This is a genomic window from Marinobacter lipolyticus SM19 (assembly GCF_000397065.2).
Lineage (GTDB): Bacteria > Pseudomonadota > Gammaproteobacteria > Pseudomonadales > Oleiphilaceae > Marinobacter > Marinobacter lipolyticus.
In genome coordinates, this window is sequence record NZ_KE007317.1 from 610,207 (window position 1) to 624,036 (window position 13,830).

Genomic DNA, 13,830 nt, shown 5'->3' on the forward strand with positions numbered 1-13,830 from the left:
CCGCGTAACCCCGTTGAACCAGGGGCGACTACCCTTATATAAATCATCAACAACCAGTCACGCTTGCGGATAACGAAGCAACCAAGGAACCGAATATGCGCATTCTGTTGTTTCTCGCCACCAACCTGGCGGTCATCATTGTGGCCAGCATTACCCTGCGCCTGCTTGGCGTAGACAGCTACCTGGCCCAGAACGGTCTTCAATACGCTTCGCTACTGGCTTTTGCCGCCGTATTTGGATTTGCGGGTGCCATCGTGTCCCTGTTGATTTCCAAACCAATGGCAAAATGGAGCACCAAGGCCAAGGTCATTGACTCGCCCAGGACTCCGGCAGAGCGCTGGTTGGTGGATACCGTTGCGGAATTGGCAAAAAATGCCGGTATCGGAATGCCTGAGGTGGCTATTTTCCCTGCCTCCCAGTCCAATGCATTTGCCACCGGGTGGAACAAGAATGATTCGCTGGTAGCGGTCAGTGAAGGCCTGCTTCATCGCTTCAACAAGGATGAGATCCGCGCCGTGCTGGGCCACGAGATCGGGCACGTGGCCAATGGTGACATGGTAACCCTGGCGCTGATTCAGGGCGTGGTGAACACCTTCGTCATTTTTGCATCACGGGTTATTGGCTCATTCGTGGACCGGGTCGTGTTCAAGAATGAGAGCGGGCATGGTATCGGCTTTTTCGTGGTCAGTATCGTGGCGGAAATTGTTCTCGGCATTCTGGCCAGCACTATTGTGTTCTGGTTCTCTCGTCGCAGGGAATTCCGGGCCGACATTGCCGGCGCACAACTCGCCGGACGCAGCGCCATGATCAGCGCGCTGGCAAGATTAAAACAGGAAAGCGAAGTGCCGGATCAGATGCCGGATTCACTGCAGGCGTTTGGCATCAACCGGGGTGCCCGGGCAGGCCTCAGTGCCCTGTTCATGACACACCCGCCACTTGAGAGCCGCATCGAAGCTCTGCAAAAGGCAAACCTCTGATCAGATCTTGAGCTTGAACCCCAGGGCACGGAATGTGTCCTGGAGGGATTTGCTGGTGCCCTTGAGCTGAATCTTCACGCTGGAAAACTCCCGCCGCACCGGATAATTCTTACGCAGCCGGTCAAAAGCCCCGGCTCGCTCTTCCTCCGGCAGCTCCATGGTAAGTCTCAGACGCGCATCGTCCCTGCGAGGATCGTAACAGGAACGCATGGCAATATTGCCAGCGCCCATCTCTTCCGCCGCACTGGTAAAGGACAATTTGCTCAACGCCGGTTCCGGCAGGTACTGCCCCGCTTTTTTGCGCACCGGCAGGCCAAGAAATCGACACAGAGACAAATAAATCATCTCAGTGCCCTGAACCTTTCCTTCCAGGCTGTAACCCGCAATATGAGGGGTCGCCAGCCAGACTTGATCAACCAGCTTCGGGCTAATCCGTGGCTCCTGCTCCCATACATCCAGCACCACAGTCGGCGCATTCGGGCCATCCAGGCGTTCTTGCAGCGCTACCGAGTCAATAACCTCCCCGCGGCTGGTATTAATCAGTAGTTGACCGGCGGTCAGCCGATCGAGCCTCGCCTTGTCAATCATGTGGAATGTTGCATGCGGAGACTCTTTGGTAAGCGGCGTGTGCAGCGTAATAACGTCACACTCCAATGCCTCATCCAGACTGCAGAAAACCTCCTCCGCGTTTTCCTCCTGCTCCGCGCGCGGCGGATCACACACCCGAATGGTGAAATCCAGCTTATCCAGCTTGCGCGCCAACTCACTGCCCACATTGCCGGCACCTACGATGCCAACGCTCAGGTTTTCCCAATCATCCACGCCCTGCTTTTCCGCGTACAGTGACAGCACAGACAGGACATACTCTGCCACGCTGTTGGCGTTGCAACCAGGAGCCGCGGAAAATGCAATCCCCCGGGATTCCAGCCAGGTCAGGTCGACGTGATCGGTGCCGATGGTTGACGTGCCAACATAGCGAACCCGACTGTCTTTCAGTAGCGCCTCATTGACCCTGGTGACCGAGCGCACCAGCAGAATATCGGCGTCGTTGACGTCCTCGGGCGACATACTGCGCCCCGACACCCGGCGAATATTGCCAATATCCCCGAAAAACGACTCCACCAGGGGAATGTTTTCATCCGCTACGATTAACATGGTCAGATCTTCCGGCCTCGTTAGTTCCTGCGCTGTCGCTGGGGACGTCCACCCTGACTGCGACCACCCTGCCCCCGACTTCCCTGGGGCCGGCGTCCACCACGCTTTCTGGTGATTGGCGCATTGGACATGGGAGCCATCAACTCTTCATCCGGTACGGTGGTTTTGAGCTTCTGGCTGATATAGGTTTCAATTGCCGGCAGTGAGAAGGCATCGTCTTCACTGGCAAAGCTCACCGAAACGCCGGTTTTACCGGCACGACCGGTACGGCCGATACGGTGCACATAATCTTCGGCATTCTCGGGAAGATTGTAGTTGAAAACGTGGGTGACACCGTTAACGTGAATTCCCCGACCGGCAACGTCCGTTGCCACCAGGACCTGAATGGAGCCCTTCTTGAACTGATCAAGGGTCTTCAGGCGTTTATTCTGCGCGATTTCCCCCGACATCAGAGCAACTTTGACGCCCTGATTGCGAAGATCCTCGTCCAGATCCCGGCATTGGTCCCGCCGATTGGCAAAGACAATGGCCTTTTCAACATCCGGTCGCTTCAGATAATTCACCAGCACCGGCAGCTTTTCGTCCTCTCCCACGAGATAAACCGTTTGCTCGACCCGCTCCGCGGTTTTCTGCTCCGGTTCGATTTCCACAAACTCGGCATTTCGGGTCCACATGGAAGCCAGATTCAGTACGTCCTGGTTAAATGTGGCACTGAACAGCAGGGTTTGCCGGTCTTCCTTCGGGGTACACTTGCGAATGATACGCTTGACGTCGGGGATAAAGCCCATGTCCAGCATACGATCCGCTTCATCCAGAATCAGGATATCAAGCTGATCCAGGAACACATCCTGAGAACCGAGGAAATCAATTAATCGCCCGGGGGTCGCAACCAGAATATCAACAATCTCGTTCTGCAATTGATCCCGCTGCTTGTCATAGTTCATACCACCGACAACGGTCACTACGTTATGGCCGGTGTAACCGCAGAGCTGTTCGGCATCCTTGGCAATCTGCATGGCCAATTCCCGGGTCGGCGCCAACGCCAGTACGCGGGGTTCGGACGCAAAACGGTCTTTTTCAGGAATCGGAGTTTCCAGCAGGCTCTGGATAGCCGTGATCAGGAAAGCCGCAGTTTTACCGGTACCGGTCTGTGCCTGACCTATCAGGTCCTGACAAACCAGGGTGAATGGCAGGGTCTCTGCCTGGATCGGCGTGCAGTGCTCGAAACCAATATCGGTGATGGCGTCCAGCAGGCGCTGATCGAGGTTGAGGTCCTTGAACAGCGTCTTGCCGGTTTCGCTTGAGTCAGATGTCATATGTATTCAGTCTACCTCTGTGTCTGTTTTGGAATCCGTGGGGAGTATGCGCCGGGACTCTTCATGCCAGGCTCGTTCAAACGTTTCCCCGACTCCGTAAAATGACCTGAGCGTATCAAAGAATGCCCGGGCACGTGCCGGCATCCCACACTCCAGGTAACGATTGGCCTGCGCCCTTACCTTTCGGCGAAAGCCGTCTTCATCGGCTGCTCCGTCTCCGGAGAGGTTGTCCACACTGATATGAAAGCGGGTGCCCGCAGCCACGGAAAAAAGCCATTCAAGGGCCTGAGGCTTAACCTCTACCTGCTCAAATGCCTGCTGCTGGCTCGCGGAACGGCCGTCAGGACAGTACCAGTATCCATAGTCCCTCAGGGTCCTGCGATGTGCCCCGGCAATGCACCAGTGACTAATTTCATGCAGGGCGCTTGCATAATAGCCGTGGGCAAAAATAATCTGTGCAACGCTACCTGTCTCAGCAGCAGGCAGGTATTCGGGCTCATCATTGCCCCTGATCAGGACCGTCCGGTAGCTTTCCCGGAACAGGTCATTGAACAGCATGATAAGATCGTCTGGATTGTGATTCATTGGGTCGCTATTGTGCGACTTTAAACCCCGCAATGCCAGTGGGAACTTTAGGGTGCTATGTTTGTCTATTGCAACCGATGTTCCGCTGCTCAAGGGGGTATAATCCTCCGCCAGCGACATTCAAGAACACGCCCATCCAGGAACTGACACCCCCTATGACTGAGCCTGCTCCATTTTTACAACGCCTTACCATGGACTCACTGCCCGGGCGAAGTGCTATAACCCTGTTTCTTATACTACTTTCCTCAGCATCCTGGGGGCTTGGAAACTCGGGTAATTCACTATTTGGAAACAATGGCGACTTCCTGCCTGTTGATGAGGCGCTCCCGTTTAACTACATCACCGAAAACAACGGGGTGGTGCTGACCTGGGATGTGGCGCCCGGACACTACCTTTACAAGAGCAGGGTCTCGGTTGAATCAGTGACTGACGGGGTTACCGTTGGCGAACCTCGATTCTCGCTCCAGGGCACCACGACCGAAGATGAGTATTTCGGCGAGGTGACCGTGTTCTACAAACCGGTGGATGCGCGGGTTCCTGTATCCCTACCCGACGGTGTGCAGGAAGCCGAACTACAGGTGACCTATCAGGGGTGCGCCGAGGCTGGACTGTGTTACCCGCCTCAGACCCGGGATGTCCTTTATTACGCTGGCAGAGGTGCTGACGATTCCACCAACGAAGCAGGTGCAGCTGCCTCCACCACCACAGCGGACGGTACCGGCGGCTCCAGCACCACTGTTGGCGTCAATACCGATTCAGCGACAGGGCTGGCAGGCTTTCTCTCGGAGCAATCGACCCTCGTCATTGCCACCGTTTTCCTGGTGCTGGGCCTGGGCCTGACATTCACCCCCTGCGTGCTACCAATGGTCCCCATCATTTCATCACTGGTGTCGAGCCGTAATACCCAGACAACGGCTCATGCCCTTATGCTGTCCTCCAGCTATGTGTTGGGCATGGCGCTGACTTACGCCGCTGCAGGAGTTATCACCGGCTTACTTGGCGCCAGTTTCAACATTCAGACTCATCTGCAGTCCCCCTGGGTGCTCGGCGTGTTCGCAACGCTGTTCGTAGTGTTTGCACTATCGATGTTCAATCTGTTTGAGATCCAGCTGCCCCGGTTCATCCGGGAACCATTGAACAACGCCAGTCATCAACTGACCGGTACCCGGGTTTTCAGCATTTTCGGTATTGGTGCGATTTCAGCGCTGATTGTCTCTCCCTGCGTATCCGCCCCTCTGGCGGGGAGCCTGTTGTACATCAGCACCACCCAGGATGCCTTTATTGGCGGCATTGCCTTATTCTCACTGGGCCTGGGCATGGGCATTCCCCTGATTCTGGTCGCCGTAGGCGGCCGCAAGCTGCTGCCATCCACTGGCTCCTGGATGAACATGGTGAAAGCCTTTTACGGGGTGATGCTACTGGCTGTCGCCATTTGGTTGATCGAGCGATTGGTGCCGGCGTGGGTAGCACTTACCTTGTGGGGCCTGCTCGTTGCCATTAGTGGCGTTCAGCTCGGTGCATTTGACGCCGCCAGGGCCGGCTGGGAAAGGACCCGCAAGGGCCTGGGGCTGGTCATGTTCGCCTATGCTCTGGCGTTATTGGCTGGCGCCGTCGGCGGCGCTCAGGACCCCCTGAATCCACTGGCACCCTACACCACAGCAACCACAACGCCTGGAAAACAGCCTTTTCAGGTGCATGCAGGTTTCACCCGGGTGGAAACACCGAAAGAAATACGAGAACTGCTGACGAAGGCCCGCCAACAGGGAAAACCCGCCATGCTGGACTTCTATGCCGACTGGTGCATCTCATGCAAGGTTATGGAACGTAACGTGTTTTCCGACCCAACCGTGGTGGAGGCCCTGAAATCACATCACCTGCTGCAGATCGACATGACTGACAACACGCCAGCCCAACAGGCTTTGCTGGAGGAACTGGGTTTGTTTGGACCACCCGCCATCCTGTTCTATGACAGCAATGGGCGTGAGCTATCAGGCGCGAGGGTGCTGGGCGAAATGGACAGGGACCAGTTTCTGACCCACCTCAACTCCCTCGACGTATAAAAAATAGAAATTCTTCCCCGGACTCCTCACTGTGAACCAGTTGGTGCTCCAGAAACTGACAGAAGCGTGGAATGTCCCGGGTCGTTGAGGGGTCGGTAGCCACCACTTTCAGGATACCGCCCACTGGCACCTCGGTAATCCGGTTATGCAGCAGCATCACCGGCTCCGGACAGTGCAGCCCCCGAGCGTCCAGCTCTCCGTCAAACGCTATCTCGTCCAATGCCGCTTCTCCGTTGGTTAATTTCATGTGTTTCTGAGATTACATGCTAAATTATTGTTTATAACAGTCAAAATGTTACGAGGTAAGTTATGATCCGAGTGTTGATTGAACGTCATATCGCCGAGACACTTGAGTCCGCCTATGAGGTACGGGCCCGCAAGGTGCTGCAACAAGCTGTCAGTGCCCCCGGATTCATATCCGGTGAAACCCTGGTGGATGCGCGCGATCCCAACCATCGCCTGACGCTGTCCAACTGGCGTTCGGAAATGGACTGGGACCATTGGTATCGCTCCGAAGAACGAAAAGAATTGATGGCCGAACTGGTCCCCATGATGGACCAGGACGAAACTATCACCGTGCTCTTCCAGAGCTGACCAACTGCAAGCAACTACATCAACCGCTCAATGAAGCAGGTGATTTCTTCACGATCGTGGTAGAGATGGCGCGCCCTGAGACGAAACGTCATCTCCGCCTCCGCCAACCCGCTTTCGATGATTTCCCGGCATATCAACCATTCTTCATACCGTTTCTTCATTGGCAGCTTCAGGTTAAAAATGCTGTAACGGCACAGGCCATTCTTCAGCCAGTCCACAGCCATCTGTGACGTGCGGCGAGGATGGTCAACAATGTCACAGACCATCCAGTCAACACCACGACGCGGTTTCCAGAAGTAGCCATCCGCTTCAACATGCTCAACCTGCCCCGACGCCATCAATTCTGCGTTCATTGGGCCATTATCCACTGCCACCACCATCATGCCCTGACGCACCAACTGCCAGGTCCAGCCACCCGGCGCAGCCCCCAGATCCACAGCCTGCTTACCGCCCCCGAGATAATCCAGAGCCTGCTCTGGCGGTAGGAAAACTTTCCAGGCTTCCTCAAGTTTCAGCGCTGACCGGCTCGGCGCCGAGGCCGGCAAACGCAGCCTGGGAATCCCACCAACGTAACGGGCGCGGTTCCCGGCTGAACTGATCCCGATCAAGGCACTCTCGAAATCCGGCAGGAGAATTTCCAGCCTTGCCGGCGCGTTATCTCCAGGGTCCGGCTTCAACAAGCCGGCGCCACGCAACCCTCGCGATAAAGGGGCAACCCATTTCCTGGCAAAATTTCCCAGATCGCGGTCGGCGTTGTCTTCGGGTACCCGAACTTCAACCCGCGCGCAATTTGCAAAACCGGTGGGCAACGCCTGCAGCCCCTGAATCACAGCTCCAACCCGATCTGCAGACGGCAAGGCTAGCCTGGCAAGCACGACAAACCAGTCCCTGACAAACACCAGGTCATCCAGATCCAGGCGGCGAAGCAATTCCTCACTCCTTTCTGGACCCGTCAGGAAGAAAAACAGGTATCCGTGTTTGCCACGAGGTTCAAAATAGCCGAAGACACCCCTGGCGGCAGCCGCATCGGTTATTTCCTGTCCCGCTTCTGATTCAAAACCGGGACGGCAAAACAAGATCATGTGTTCCATGAAGTACCTTTTAGCGATTTCCGCCAGGGAAATCCTCAAGAATTTGAAACTGTTTAACAGTGAAGAGCACGGGCTACCGCTAAACTTGCAGGCTACTTCCCGGCAGGAACCCACTGATGCAGCTTTACCTGCGTATATTTATAGCGCTGACGGCTCTGGCACTGGTTGGTGCTTCGCCGGCACTGGGTGCCCACCCGGCAAGCCCCTGCCCGACCCTTGATGCCAGCATGAGTTACCAACGAGCGACTTTGATGGATCACGTCTGCTTCCATGTGGCCGCTCCCGAAGACCCGGCTCATCGGGCAAAAAAACCGGCCGAGTTACCTGCCACTCTCGATTGGCAAGAGGCCGGAGGCCATGACCTGGTTTTCAGTCACACCGATTCCGTGTACTGGGTCCACTTGCACTTGACCAATTCCAGCGAAAAAAGGGGATTCTGGTATCTGAAACTCAACTATCCCCTGCTGGATGATGTCACATTCTGGCAAGACGGCACGTCGACTTCCTCCACGTTGGTCACCGGAGACCAGCACCCATTCCTCTCGCGGGGCATAGATTACCGGTATTTTCTGCTCCCCGTCACCCTGGGTCCCGGGGATGAACAGGAGATCACCCTCAGAATCCGGAGCAGCGGGGCCCTCAATGTGCCACTGTCGCTGGAGACTCCTGGCGCCCTTATCGCTGAAAGCAATCACCTCACCCTGACCCACGGCCTGTTTTACGGTGCCTTGTTGGTCTTTGCCGTGTTCAATCTTCTCCTGTTTATCAGTTCGGGTACCGCTTATTACTTTCACAACGCGTTTTACATGGCCAGCATGGGCATATTCCTGTTCGCGATGGGCGGTTTTGCCAACCAGTACTTCTGGCCCGACAGTATCGGATATGCCAACACCTCAATCCCGTTACTCATTGCCCTTTGCGCCCTGTCAATGACTCTGTTCGGCCGTTCTTTTCTGGAGGTCTCGCCCGGAACCCTGTCAGCGACCACATTAACAGCCCTGGGCTGGGCGTCAGCCGGTCTTCTGGCAATGACATTCCTGCTGCCCTACAACAAATCAATCCTGCTCAATACGCTGTTGGCGTTGACCGTCATTTCCAGTCTGTTCCTCATTGGCATACTCAGATGGCGTCAGGGCTATGCCCCAGCACTCTGGTATGTGCTGGCCTGGTCGGTGATGCTGGTCGGCACTCTGATTTACTCTCTGGCCGCATTTGGTTACCTCACGGATTTTCTGGCCCGCGAGTTTTTCATGCTTATTGCCATCGGGGCCCAGGTTATCCTTCTTAACTATGCGATGGTGCAGCGTTGGCGGCTGCTCAACCAGAAACTCCTGCACGTGGAGCACAATGCCCGTTCGGAGCTGGAACTGAAGGTTCATGAAAGGACTGCACAACTGAGAAACACCATGGAGGAACTGGAAAAGGCCAACCGGAAACTGGCGACCATGAGCCTCAACGATGCATTGACTGGACTTTATAATCGACGACACCTCGACAACGTACTGCCCGAACTGTGCGCGGAATCCCGACGCACCGGCCAGCCCCTGACCCTCGCATTGGTTGACGCCGATCATTTCAAGAACATCAACGACACCTGGGGACACGGCTTTGGCGATCTCTGCCTGCAGCGCATAGCCGACGTTCTGTGGCGTCACGTCAAACGTCCGAGAGATATCGCCATACGTTTCGGAGGCGAAGAGTTCGCACTGCTCTTGCCAGGAACGAGCCGCGATGGTGCGCACCTTGTATGCCAGCACATTCTGGATGACATGCAACACACATCAATCAGGACCAATGACGGCACCGACGTCACCCTCACCCTGAGTGCCGGAATCGCTGTATTTGCCGCCGATGACCATGAGCAAACGCTTTTCCAGCGCGCCGATGACGCGCTCTACCAGGCAAAAGCGTCCGGCAGGAATCAGATCGCCATAATCGACGCGGAAATCGCTCAGTAGGACTTTAGTGCATCCCCATAAAGGAAGCCGCCGATTCGGCCGCCTGCTGGATAAGCTCCTCCTGGCTTTCCGGTTGCTTTGCCAGTGGCAGGAAATCATGATTTCCGCCCTCAAGCCAGCTCAGTTGCAACCTCTTGAATGAGGCCACCCGTTCACTGACTTCATCCGGCTTGCCAAACGGATCACGAGTGCCCTGAACAACCAGCACCGGACAACAGACCGCCGGGAAGTGATCGATTCGCCAACGATCCATTTTGCCCGGCGGATGAAAAGGGTAGCCGAAACACACGACGCCGTTGAAGCGGCCTTCGAGCCGAGGGTCGGCAGCCAACAGGCTAGCCATCCGGCCTCCCATGGACTTCCCGCCAATGAACAGCGGGCGGCCGGATAGCGACCCGGCCATTACCTCAGCAATGACCTGTTCGTAGTGCTCCAACAACTTCGGCTGACGATCAGGCGGACGCTTTTTGCCATCCTTGCGCCGCCGTGCCATATAGGGAAACTCGAACCTCACGGTGGTCACTCCCTGAGCTGCCAGTGACTCAGCAAGCCTGATCATAAAGGGAGAGTCCGCAGGCGCTCCGGCGCCGTGGGCAAGAACGAGAATCGGCCCGCTGTCGGTATTGCCGCCTTTGGTAGTATAAACTTCCATCCAATTCACCTTGCGTGCATTCCCCCTTATTATTAGGGGCGGTAAACAACAAAAGCACGACTTTACTGCTAAGCTCCCTGCAAGCCAAAAAAAACTCAGGAGCCCTTGCAGGTTGCTGATTCTGGCGCAATTGACGGATATCAGGACTTGATCTGAGTCATTGCAAAGCGCTAATGGTTTCTCCATACTTGCGCCCGCATATTTTCCCACTCTAAACCCATTGGTAAGGCTATGAGCACAGTAAATGCTAACCTGACATACAACTACAAGGTGGTAAGACAATTTGCCATCATGACGTTGGTCTGGGGCATTGTTGGCATGGGCATGGGTGTGCTGATCGCATCCCAACTTGTCTGGCCATCAATGAACCTCGACTTTTCCTGGACCCACTTTGGTCGTCTCAGGCCCCTCCACACAAACCTGGTTATCTTCGGGTTTGGTGGCTCAGCCCTCTTTGCCACTTCCTATTACGTTGTGCAGCGCACCTGCCAGGCACGACTGATCTCGGATAGCCTGGCAGCGTTCACCTTCTGGGGCTGGCAGGCCATTATGGTTGCCGCCATTATCACCCTGCCAATGGGTTTGACTTCCACCAAGGAATACGCTGAGCTTGAGTGGCCAATCGATATTGCCATCGCCCTGGTCTGGGTAACCTATGCTCTGGTATTCTTCGGTACGGTTACCAAGCGCAGCACGCCGCACATCTATGTGGCCAACTGGTTCTACGGTGGCTTTATCCTGACCGTGGCCGTTCTGCATATCGGCAATAACCTTGCGCTGCCAGCGACGGCTTTCAAATCCTACTCCGCCTACGCCGGTGTAACCGACGCCATGATGCAGTGGTGGTACGGTCACAACGCCGTGGGTTTCTTCCTGACAGCTGGCTTCCTGGGCATGATGTACTACTTCGTCCCCAAGCAGGCCAACCGTCCGGTTTACTCCTATCGCCTGTCCATCGTCCATTTCTGGGCGCTGATTGCCACTTACGTTTGGGCCGGCGGCCACCACCTGCACTACAGTGCGCTGCCTGACTGGGCGCAGACTGCGGGCATGGTGATGTCCCTGATCCTGCTGGCGCCTTCCTGGGGCGGTATGATCAACGGTATGATGACTCTGTCCGGCGCGTGGCACAAACTGCGTACCGACCCGATTTTGCGCTTCCTGGTGGTTTCTCTGTCGTTTTACGGTATGTCCACCTTCGAGGGCCCGATGATGGCCATCAAGACCGTCAACGCGCTCTCTCATAACACTGACTGGACCATCGGCCACGTGCACTCTGGCGCACTGGGCTGGGTTGCCATGATCAGTATTGGTGCTATCTACCACCTGATTCCCAAACTTTGGGGCGTGCCTGCCATGTACAGCACCAGCCTGATCAACGTGCATTTCTGGCTGGCAACCGTCGGCACCGTTCTCTACATCGTTGCGATGTGGGTAAACGGTATTATGCAAGGCCTGATGTGGCGCGCCGTAAACCAGGACGGCACATTGACTTACAGCTTTGTTGAAGCGCTTGAGGCTTCCTATCCCGGCTACTTTGTCCGCTTTATCGGCGGTGCAATTTTCCTCTCCGGCATGCTGGTCATGGCTTACAACACCTACATGACCGTTCGCCAGAAAGATGCCGTCGCACAGGACAACGCGGCAGCTCAGCCGGCGTAACGGGAGACAATCAAGATGAAACACGAAATTGTAGAAAAAAACCTTGGTCTGATGATCGTACTGATCATCCTCACCATCAGTGGTGGTTTCCTGGCCGAAGTGGTGCCACTGTTTTTCAGCAAGGACACCAATGAACCGGTCGAGGGTCTTGAGCCCCTGTCCGCGCTTGAGCTGGAAGGACGCGATATCTACATCCGCGAGGGTTGCCACGTGTGCCACACTCAGCAGATTCGCCCCTTCCGGGCAGAGACTGAGCGTTATGGCCACTACTCCGTGGCGGGCGAGTTCGTTTACGACCGTCCGTTCTTGTGGGGCTCCAAGCGTACCGGGCCGGATCTGGCCCGGGTGGGCGGTCGATACTCCGATGCCTGGCAGCGCCAGCATCTGTACGATCCCCGCAGCGTTGTTCCCGAGTCCAACATGCCGGCTTTTCCGTGGCTGTTTGAAAACCGTGTGAACCATGCCGACACAGCAGCAAAGATGACAACACTGCAGACACTGGGCGTGCCATACAGCGATGAGCAGATTGCCGAAGCAGCCGCCGAAGTGGAAGGCAAATTCGAAATTGAAGCGCTGGTAGCCTACCTGCAACAGCTGGGCACAGTGATTTCTGAGAAACGGTGATCCCGATGGATTTGAACGAGTTACGCGGTATTCACACCCTTTTTGTCATGGCTGTATTCCTGGGAATCGTCTGGTGGGCCTACAGCGCCCATCGCAAGAAGGCAAACGATGAAGCGGCACACCTGCCCTTCGACGATGACGACGTGGACAAGCGTACTCTTGAACAGGAAAAAACGGAGAAAAAGCAATGAGTACCTTCTGGAGCATCTGGGTCAGCGTGATCGTGCTCGGTACTATTTTCGGGTGCTGGTGGCTGCTCTTGGCAACCCGCAAAAGTCAGACCACGGACACCGAAACAGACCGGACCACAGGCCATTCCTTTGATGGCATTGAAGAGTTGGACAACCCACTGCCCAAGTGGTGGTTCTATCTCTTTATCGCAACATGTGTATTCTCTCTGGGCTATCTGGCGCTTTATCCAGGCCTGGGGAACTTTAAAGGCCTTTTGGGATGGACCTCATATAACCAGTGGGAAGCGGAGGTTCAGCAGGCCGAAGCCCGATATGGTGAGCTTTATGCCGAATTCGGCGATACTCCGGTGGTGGAGCTGGCCGAAAATGAAGACGCCATGAAAATGGGCCAGCGCCTGTTCGCCAACAATTGTTCAGTGTGTCACGGGTCGGCTGGCCGCGGATCCCTCGGCTTTCCTAACCTGACTGATGACGACTGGCTCTACGGCGGCGAGCCTGAGAATATTCTGACAACCCTGCGTCAGGGACGTAACGGCAACATGCCCGCCAAAGGTATGATGCCAAACATGACGTCCGATCAGGTTGACCAGGTCGTTAACTACGTCCTGTCCTTCAGTGATCGCGCGAAGGATCCAGAGGCAGCAAAAGCTGGCGAGGCAGTCTTTGCCCAGGCATGTTCCGCCTGCCATGGTAGTGATGGCAAGGGGAACCAGGCTATGGGTGCACCGAACCTGACAGACGACACCTGGCTTTACGGATCTACTTACGGGTGGATCAAGGAGACCGTGATGAATGGTCGACAGAACCAGATGCCTGCGCAGGGCGAGCGTCTCTCCGAAGATCAGATTCAGATTCTGGCTGCGTACGTCTATAGCCTGTCCAACTGATCACCTGGCCGGGACTTTCGGGGCCCGGCCAGGTCTGCTCAACCCTGTGTCTGCCCTTGCGGGCACAGGCTTGAACAG

14 protein-coding genes are annotated in these 13,830 nt (G+C 55.8%); 8 read left to right on the top strand and 6 right to left on the bottom strand.

Annotated features, from left to right (window positions below):
* Nucleotides 1-95 precede the first annotated feature (95 nt).
* Nucleotides 96-977: a protease HtpX gene (gene htpX / locus MARLIPOL_RS09160; protein WP_012137776.1), complete on the top strand. Its 882-nt coding sequence runs from the start codon at nt 96-98 to the stop codon at nt 975-977.
* Here htpX and pdxB read toward each other — a convergent pair whose 3' ends face one another.
* Genes pdxB through MARLIPOL_RS09175 form a run of 3 tightly spaced genes read right to left on the bottom strand, consistent with a single transcriptional unit; the run spans nt 978 to nt 4,033 of the window.
* A complete protein-coding gene (gene pdxB / locus MARLIPOL_RS09165; RefSeq protein WP_012137777.1) occupies nt 978-2,132 on the bottom strand; it encodes a 4-phosphoerythronate dehydrogenase PdxB in 1,155 nt (384 codons plus the stop codon). It abuts the gene before it with no gap.
* A gap of 20 nt (nt 2,133-2,152) precedes the next feature.
* Nucleotides 2,153-3,448, bottom strand: coding sequence for a DEAD/DEAH box helicase (locus MARLIPOL_RS09170; protein ID WP_012137778.1), 1,296 nt, complete (start codon nt 3,446-3,448; stop codon nt 2,153-2,155).
* A gap of 6 nt (nt 3,449-3,454) precedes the next feature.
* Entirely contained in the window at nt 3,455-4,033 is a 579-nt protein-coding gene (locus MARLIPOL_RS09175) for an elongation factor P hydroxylase (RefSeq protein WP_012137779.1), read from the bottom strand.
* A gap of 191 nt (nt 4,034-4,224) precedes the next feature.
* Between MARLIPOL_RS09175 and dsbD the strand changes: the two genes are divergently transcribed.
* A complete protein-coding gene (gene dsbD / locus MARLIPOL_RS09180) occupies nt 4,225-6,093 on the top strand; it encodes a protein-disulfide reductase DsbD (RefSeq protein ID WP_036191154.1) in 1,869 nt (622 codons plus the stop codon).
* On the opposite strand, the gene tusA is transcribed toward dsbD, so the two are convergent.
* Nucleotides 6,074-6,313, bottom strand: a complete 240-nt coding sequence (gene tusA, locus MARLIPOL_RS09185; RefSeq protein WP_036191006.1) for a sulfurtransferase TusA — start codon at nt 6,311-6,313, stop codon at nt 6,074-6,076. The genes dsbD and tusA overlap by 20 nt on opposite strands.
* An 89-nt stretch (nt 6,314-6,402) precedes the next feature.
* Here tusA and MARLIPOL_RS09190 point away from each other — a divergent pair, with 89 nt between their 5' ends.
* Nucleotides 6,403-6,687, top strand: coding sequence for an antibiotic biosynthesis monooxygenase family protein (locus MARLIPOL_RS09190; protein ID WP_012137782.1), 285 nt, complete (start codon nt 6,403-6,405; stop codon nt 6,685-6,687).
* 14 nt (nt 6,688-6,701) lie between these two features.
* Here the strand turns inward: MARLIPOL_RS09190 and rlmM are convergent, their stop codons facing one another.
* Entirely contained in the window at nt 6,702-7,778 is a 1,077-nt protein-coding gene (rlmM, locus tag MARLIPOL_RS09195) for a 23S rRNA (cytidine(2498)-2'-O)-methyltransferase RlmM (protein WP_012137783.1), read from the bottom strand.
* A 116-nt stretch (nt 7,779-7,894) separates the two neighbouring features.
* Between rlmM and MARLIPOL_RS09200 the strand changes: the two genes are divergently transcribed.
* Nucleotides 7,895-9,736 (top strand): sensor domain-containing diguanylate cyclase, encoded by a 1,842-nt coding sequence (locus MARLIPOL_RS09200; protein ID WP_012137784.1) that lies wholly within the window; start codon nt 7,895-7,897, stop codon nt 9,734-9,736.
* A gap of 4 nt (nt 9,737-9,740) precedes the next feature.
* On the opposite strand, the gene MARLIPOL_RS09205 is transcribed toward MARLIPOL_RS09200, so the two are convergent.
* On the bottom strand, nt 9,741-10,388 hold the full coding sequence (locus MARLIPOL_RS09205) for an alpha/beta family hydrolase (protein ID WP_012137785.1): 648 nt from the start codon (nt 10,386-10,388) through the stop codon (nt 9,741-9,743).
* A 231-nt stretch (nt 10,389-10,619) separates the two neighbouring features.
* Between MARLIPOL_RS09205 and ccoN the strand changes: the two genes are divergently transcribed.
* The 4 genes from ccoN to ccoP are packed head-to-tail and all read left to right on the top strand — an operon-like array spanning nt 10,620 to nt 13,752.
* A complete protein-coding gene (gene ccoN, locus MARLIPOL_RS09210; protein WP_012137786.1) occupies nt 10,620-12,050 on the top strand; it encodes a cytochrome-c oxidase, cbb3-type subunit I in 1,431 nt (476 codons plus the stop codon).
* Between the two features lie 15 nt (nt 12,051-12,065).
* Nucleotides 12,066-12,674 (top strand): cytochrome-c oxidase, cbb3-type subunit II, encoded by a 609-nt coding sequence (gene ccoO / locus MARLIPOL_RS09215; RefSeq protein ID WP_012137787.1) that lies wholly within the window; start codon nt 12,066-12,068, stop codon nt 12,672-12,674.
* A 5-nt stretch (nt 12,675-12,679) separates the two neighbouring features.
* Nucleotides 12,680-12,865, top strand: coding sequence for a CcoQ/FixQ family Cbb3-type cytochrome c oxidase assembly chaperone (locus MARLIPOL_RS09220; protein WP_012137788.1), 186 nt, complete (start codon nt 12,680-12,682; stop codon nt 12,863-12,865).
* The gene (gene ccoP / locus MARLIPOL_RS09225) at nt 12,862-13,752 is read left to right on the top strand and encodes a cytochrome-c oxidase, cbb3-type subunit III (protein WP_012137789.1); all 891 of its coding nucleotides are present in this window, start codon (nt 12,862-12,864) and stop codon (nt 13,750-13,752) included. The genes MARLIPOL_RS09220 and ccoP overlap by 4 nt, the downstream gene beginning before the upstream one ends.
* Nucleotides 13,753-13,830: the final 78 nt, after the last annotated feature.

What these genes read in the sequence shown, in the direction of transcription:
- ccoN (WP_012137786.1), top strand. Translation starts at nt 10,620, where the DNA reads ATGAGCACAGTAAATGCTAACCTGACATACAACTACAAGGTGGTAAGA.
- MARLIPOL_RS09205 (WP_012137785.1), bottom strand. Translation starts at nt 10,388, where the DNA reads ATGGAAGTTTATACTACCAAAGGCGGCAATACCGACAGCGGGCCGATT.
- MARLIPOL_RS09200 (WP_012137784.1), top strand. Translation starts at nt 7,895, where the DNA reads ATGCAGCTTTACCTGCGTATATTTATAGCGCTGACGGCTCTGGCACTG.
- MARLIPOL_RS09190 (WP_012137782.1), top strand. Translation starts at nt 6,403, where the DNA reads ATGATCCGAGTGTTGATTGAACGTCATATCGCCGAGACACTTGAGTCC.
- ccoO (WP_012137787.1), top strand. Translation starts at nt 12,066, where the DNA reads ATGAAACACGAAATTGTAGAAAAAAACCTTGGTCTGATGATCGTACTG.
- MARLIPOL_RS09220 (WP_012137788.1), top strand. Translation starts at nt 12,680, where the DNA reads ATGGATTTGAACGAGTTACGCGGTATTCACACCCTTTTTGTCATGGCT.
- dsbD (WP_036191154.1), top strand. Translation starts at nt 4,225, where the DNA reads ATGGACTCACTGCCCGGGCGAAGTGCTATAACCCTGTTTCTTATACTA.
- htpX (WP_012137776.1), top strand. Translation starts at nt 96, where the DNA reads ATGCGCATTCTGTTGTTTCTCGCCACCAACCTGGCGGTCATCATTGTG.
- MARLIPOL_RS09170 (WP_012137778.1), bottom strand. Translation starts at nt 3,448, where the DNA reads ATGACATCTGACTCAAGCGAAACCGGCAAGACGCTGTTCAAGGACCTC.
- ccoP (WP_012137789.1), top strand. Translation starts at nt 12,862, where the DNA reads ATGAGTACCTTCTGGAGCATCTGGGTCAGCGTGATCGTGCTCGGTACT.
- rlmM (WP_012137783.1), bottom strand. Translation starts at nt 7,778, where the DNA reads ATGGAACACATGATCTTGTTTTGCCGTCCCGGTTTTGAATCAGAAGCG.
- MARLIPOL_RS09175 (WP_012137779.1), bottom strand. Translation starts at nt 4,033, where the DNA reads ATGAATCACAATCCAGACGATCTTATCATGCTGTTCAATGACCTGTTC.
- pdxB (WP_012137777.1), bottom strand. Translation starts at nt 2,132, where the DNA reads ATGTTAATCGTAGCGGATGAAAACATTCCCCTGGTGGAGTCGTTTTTC.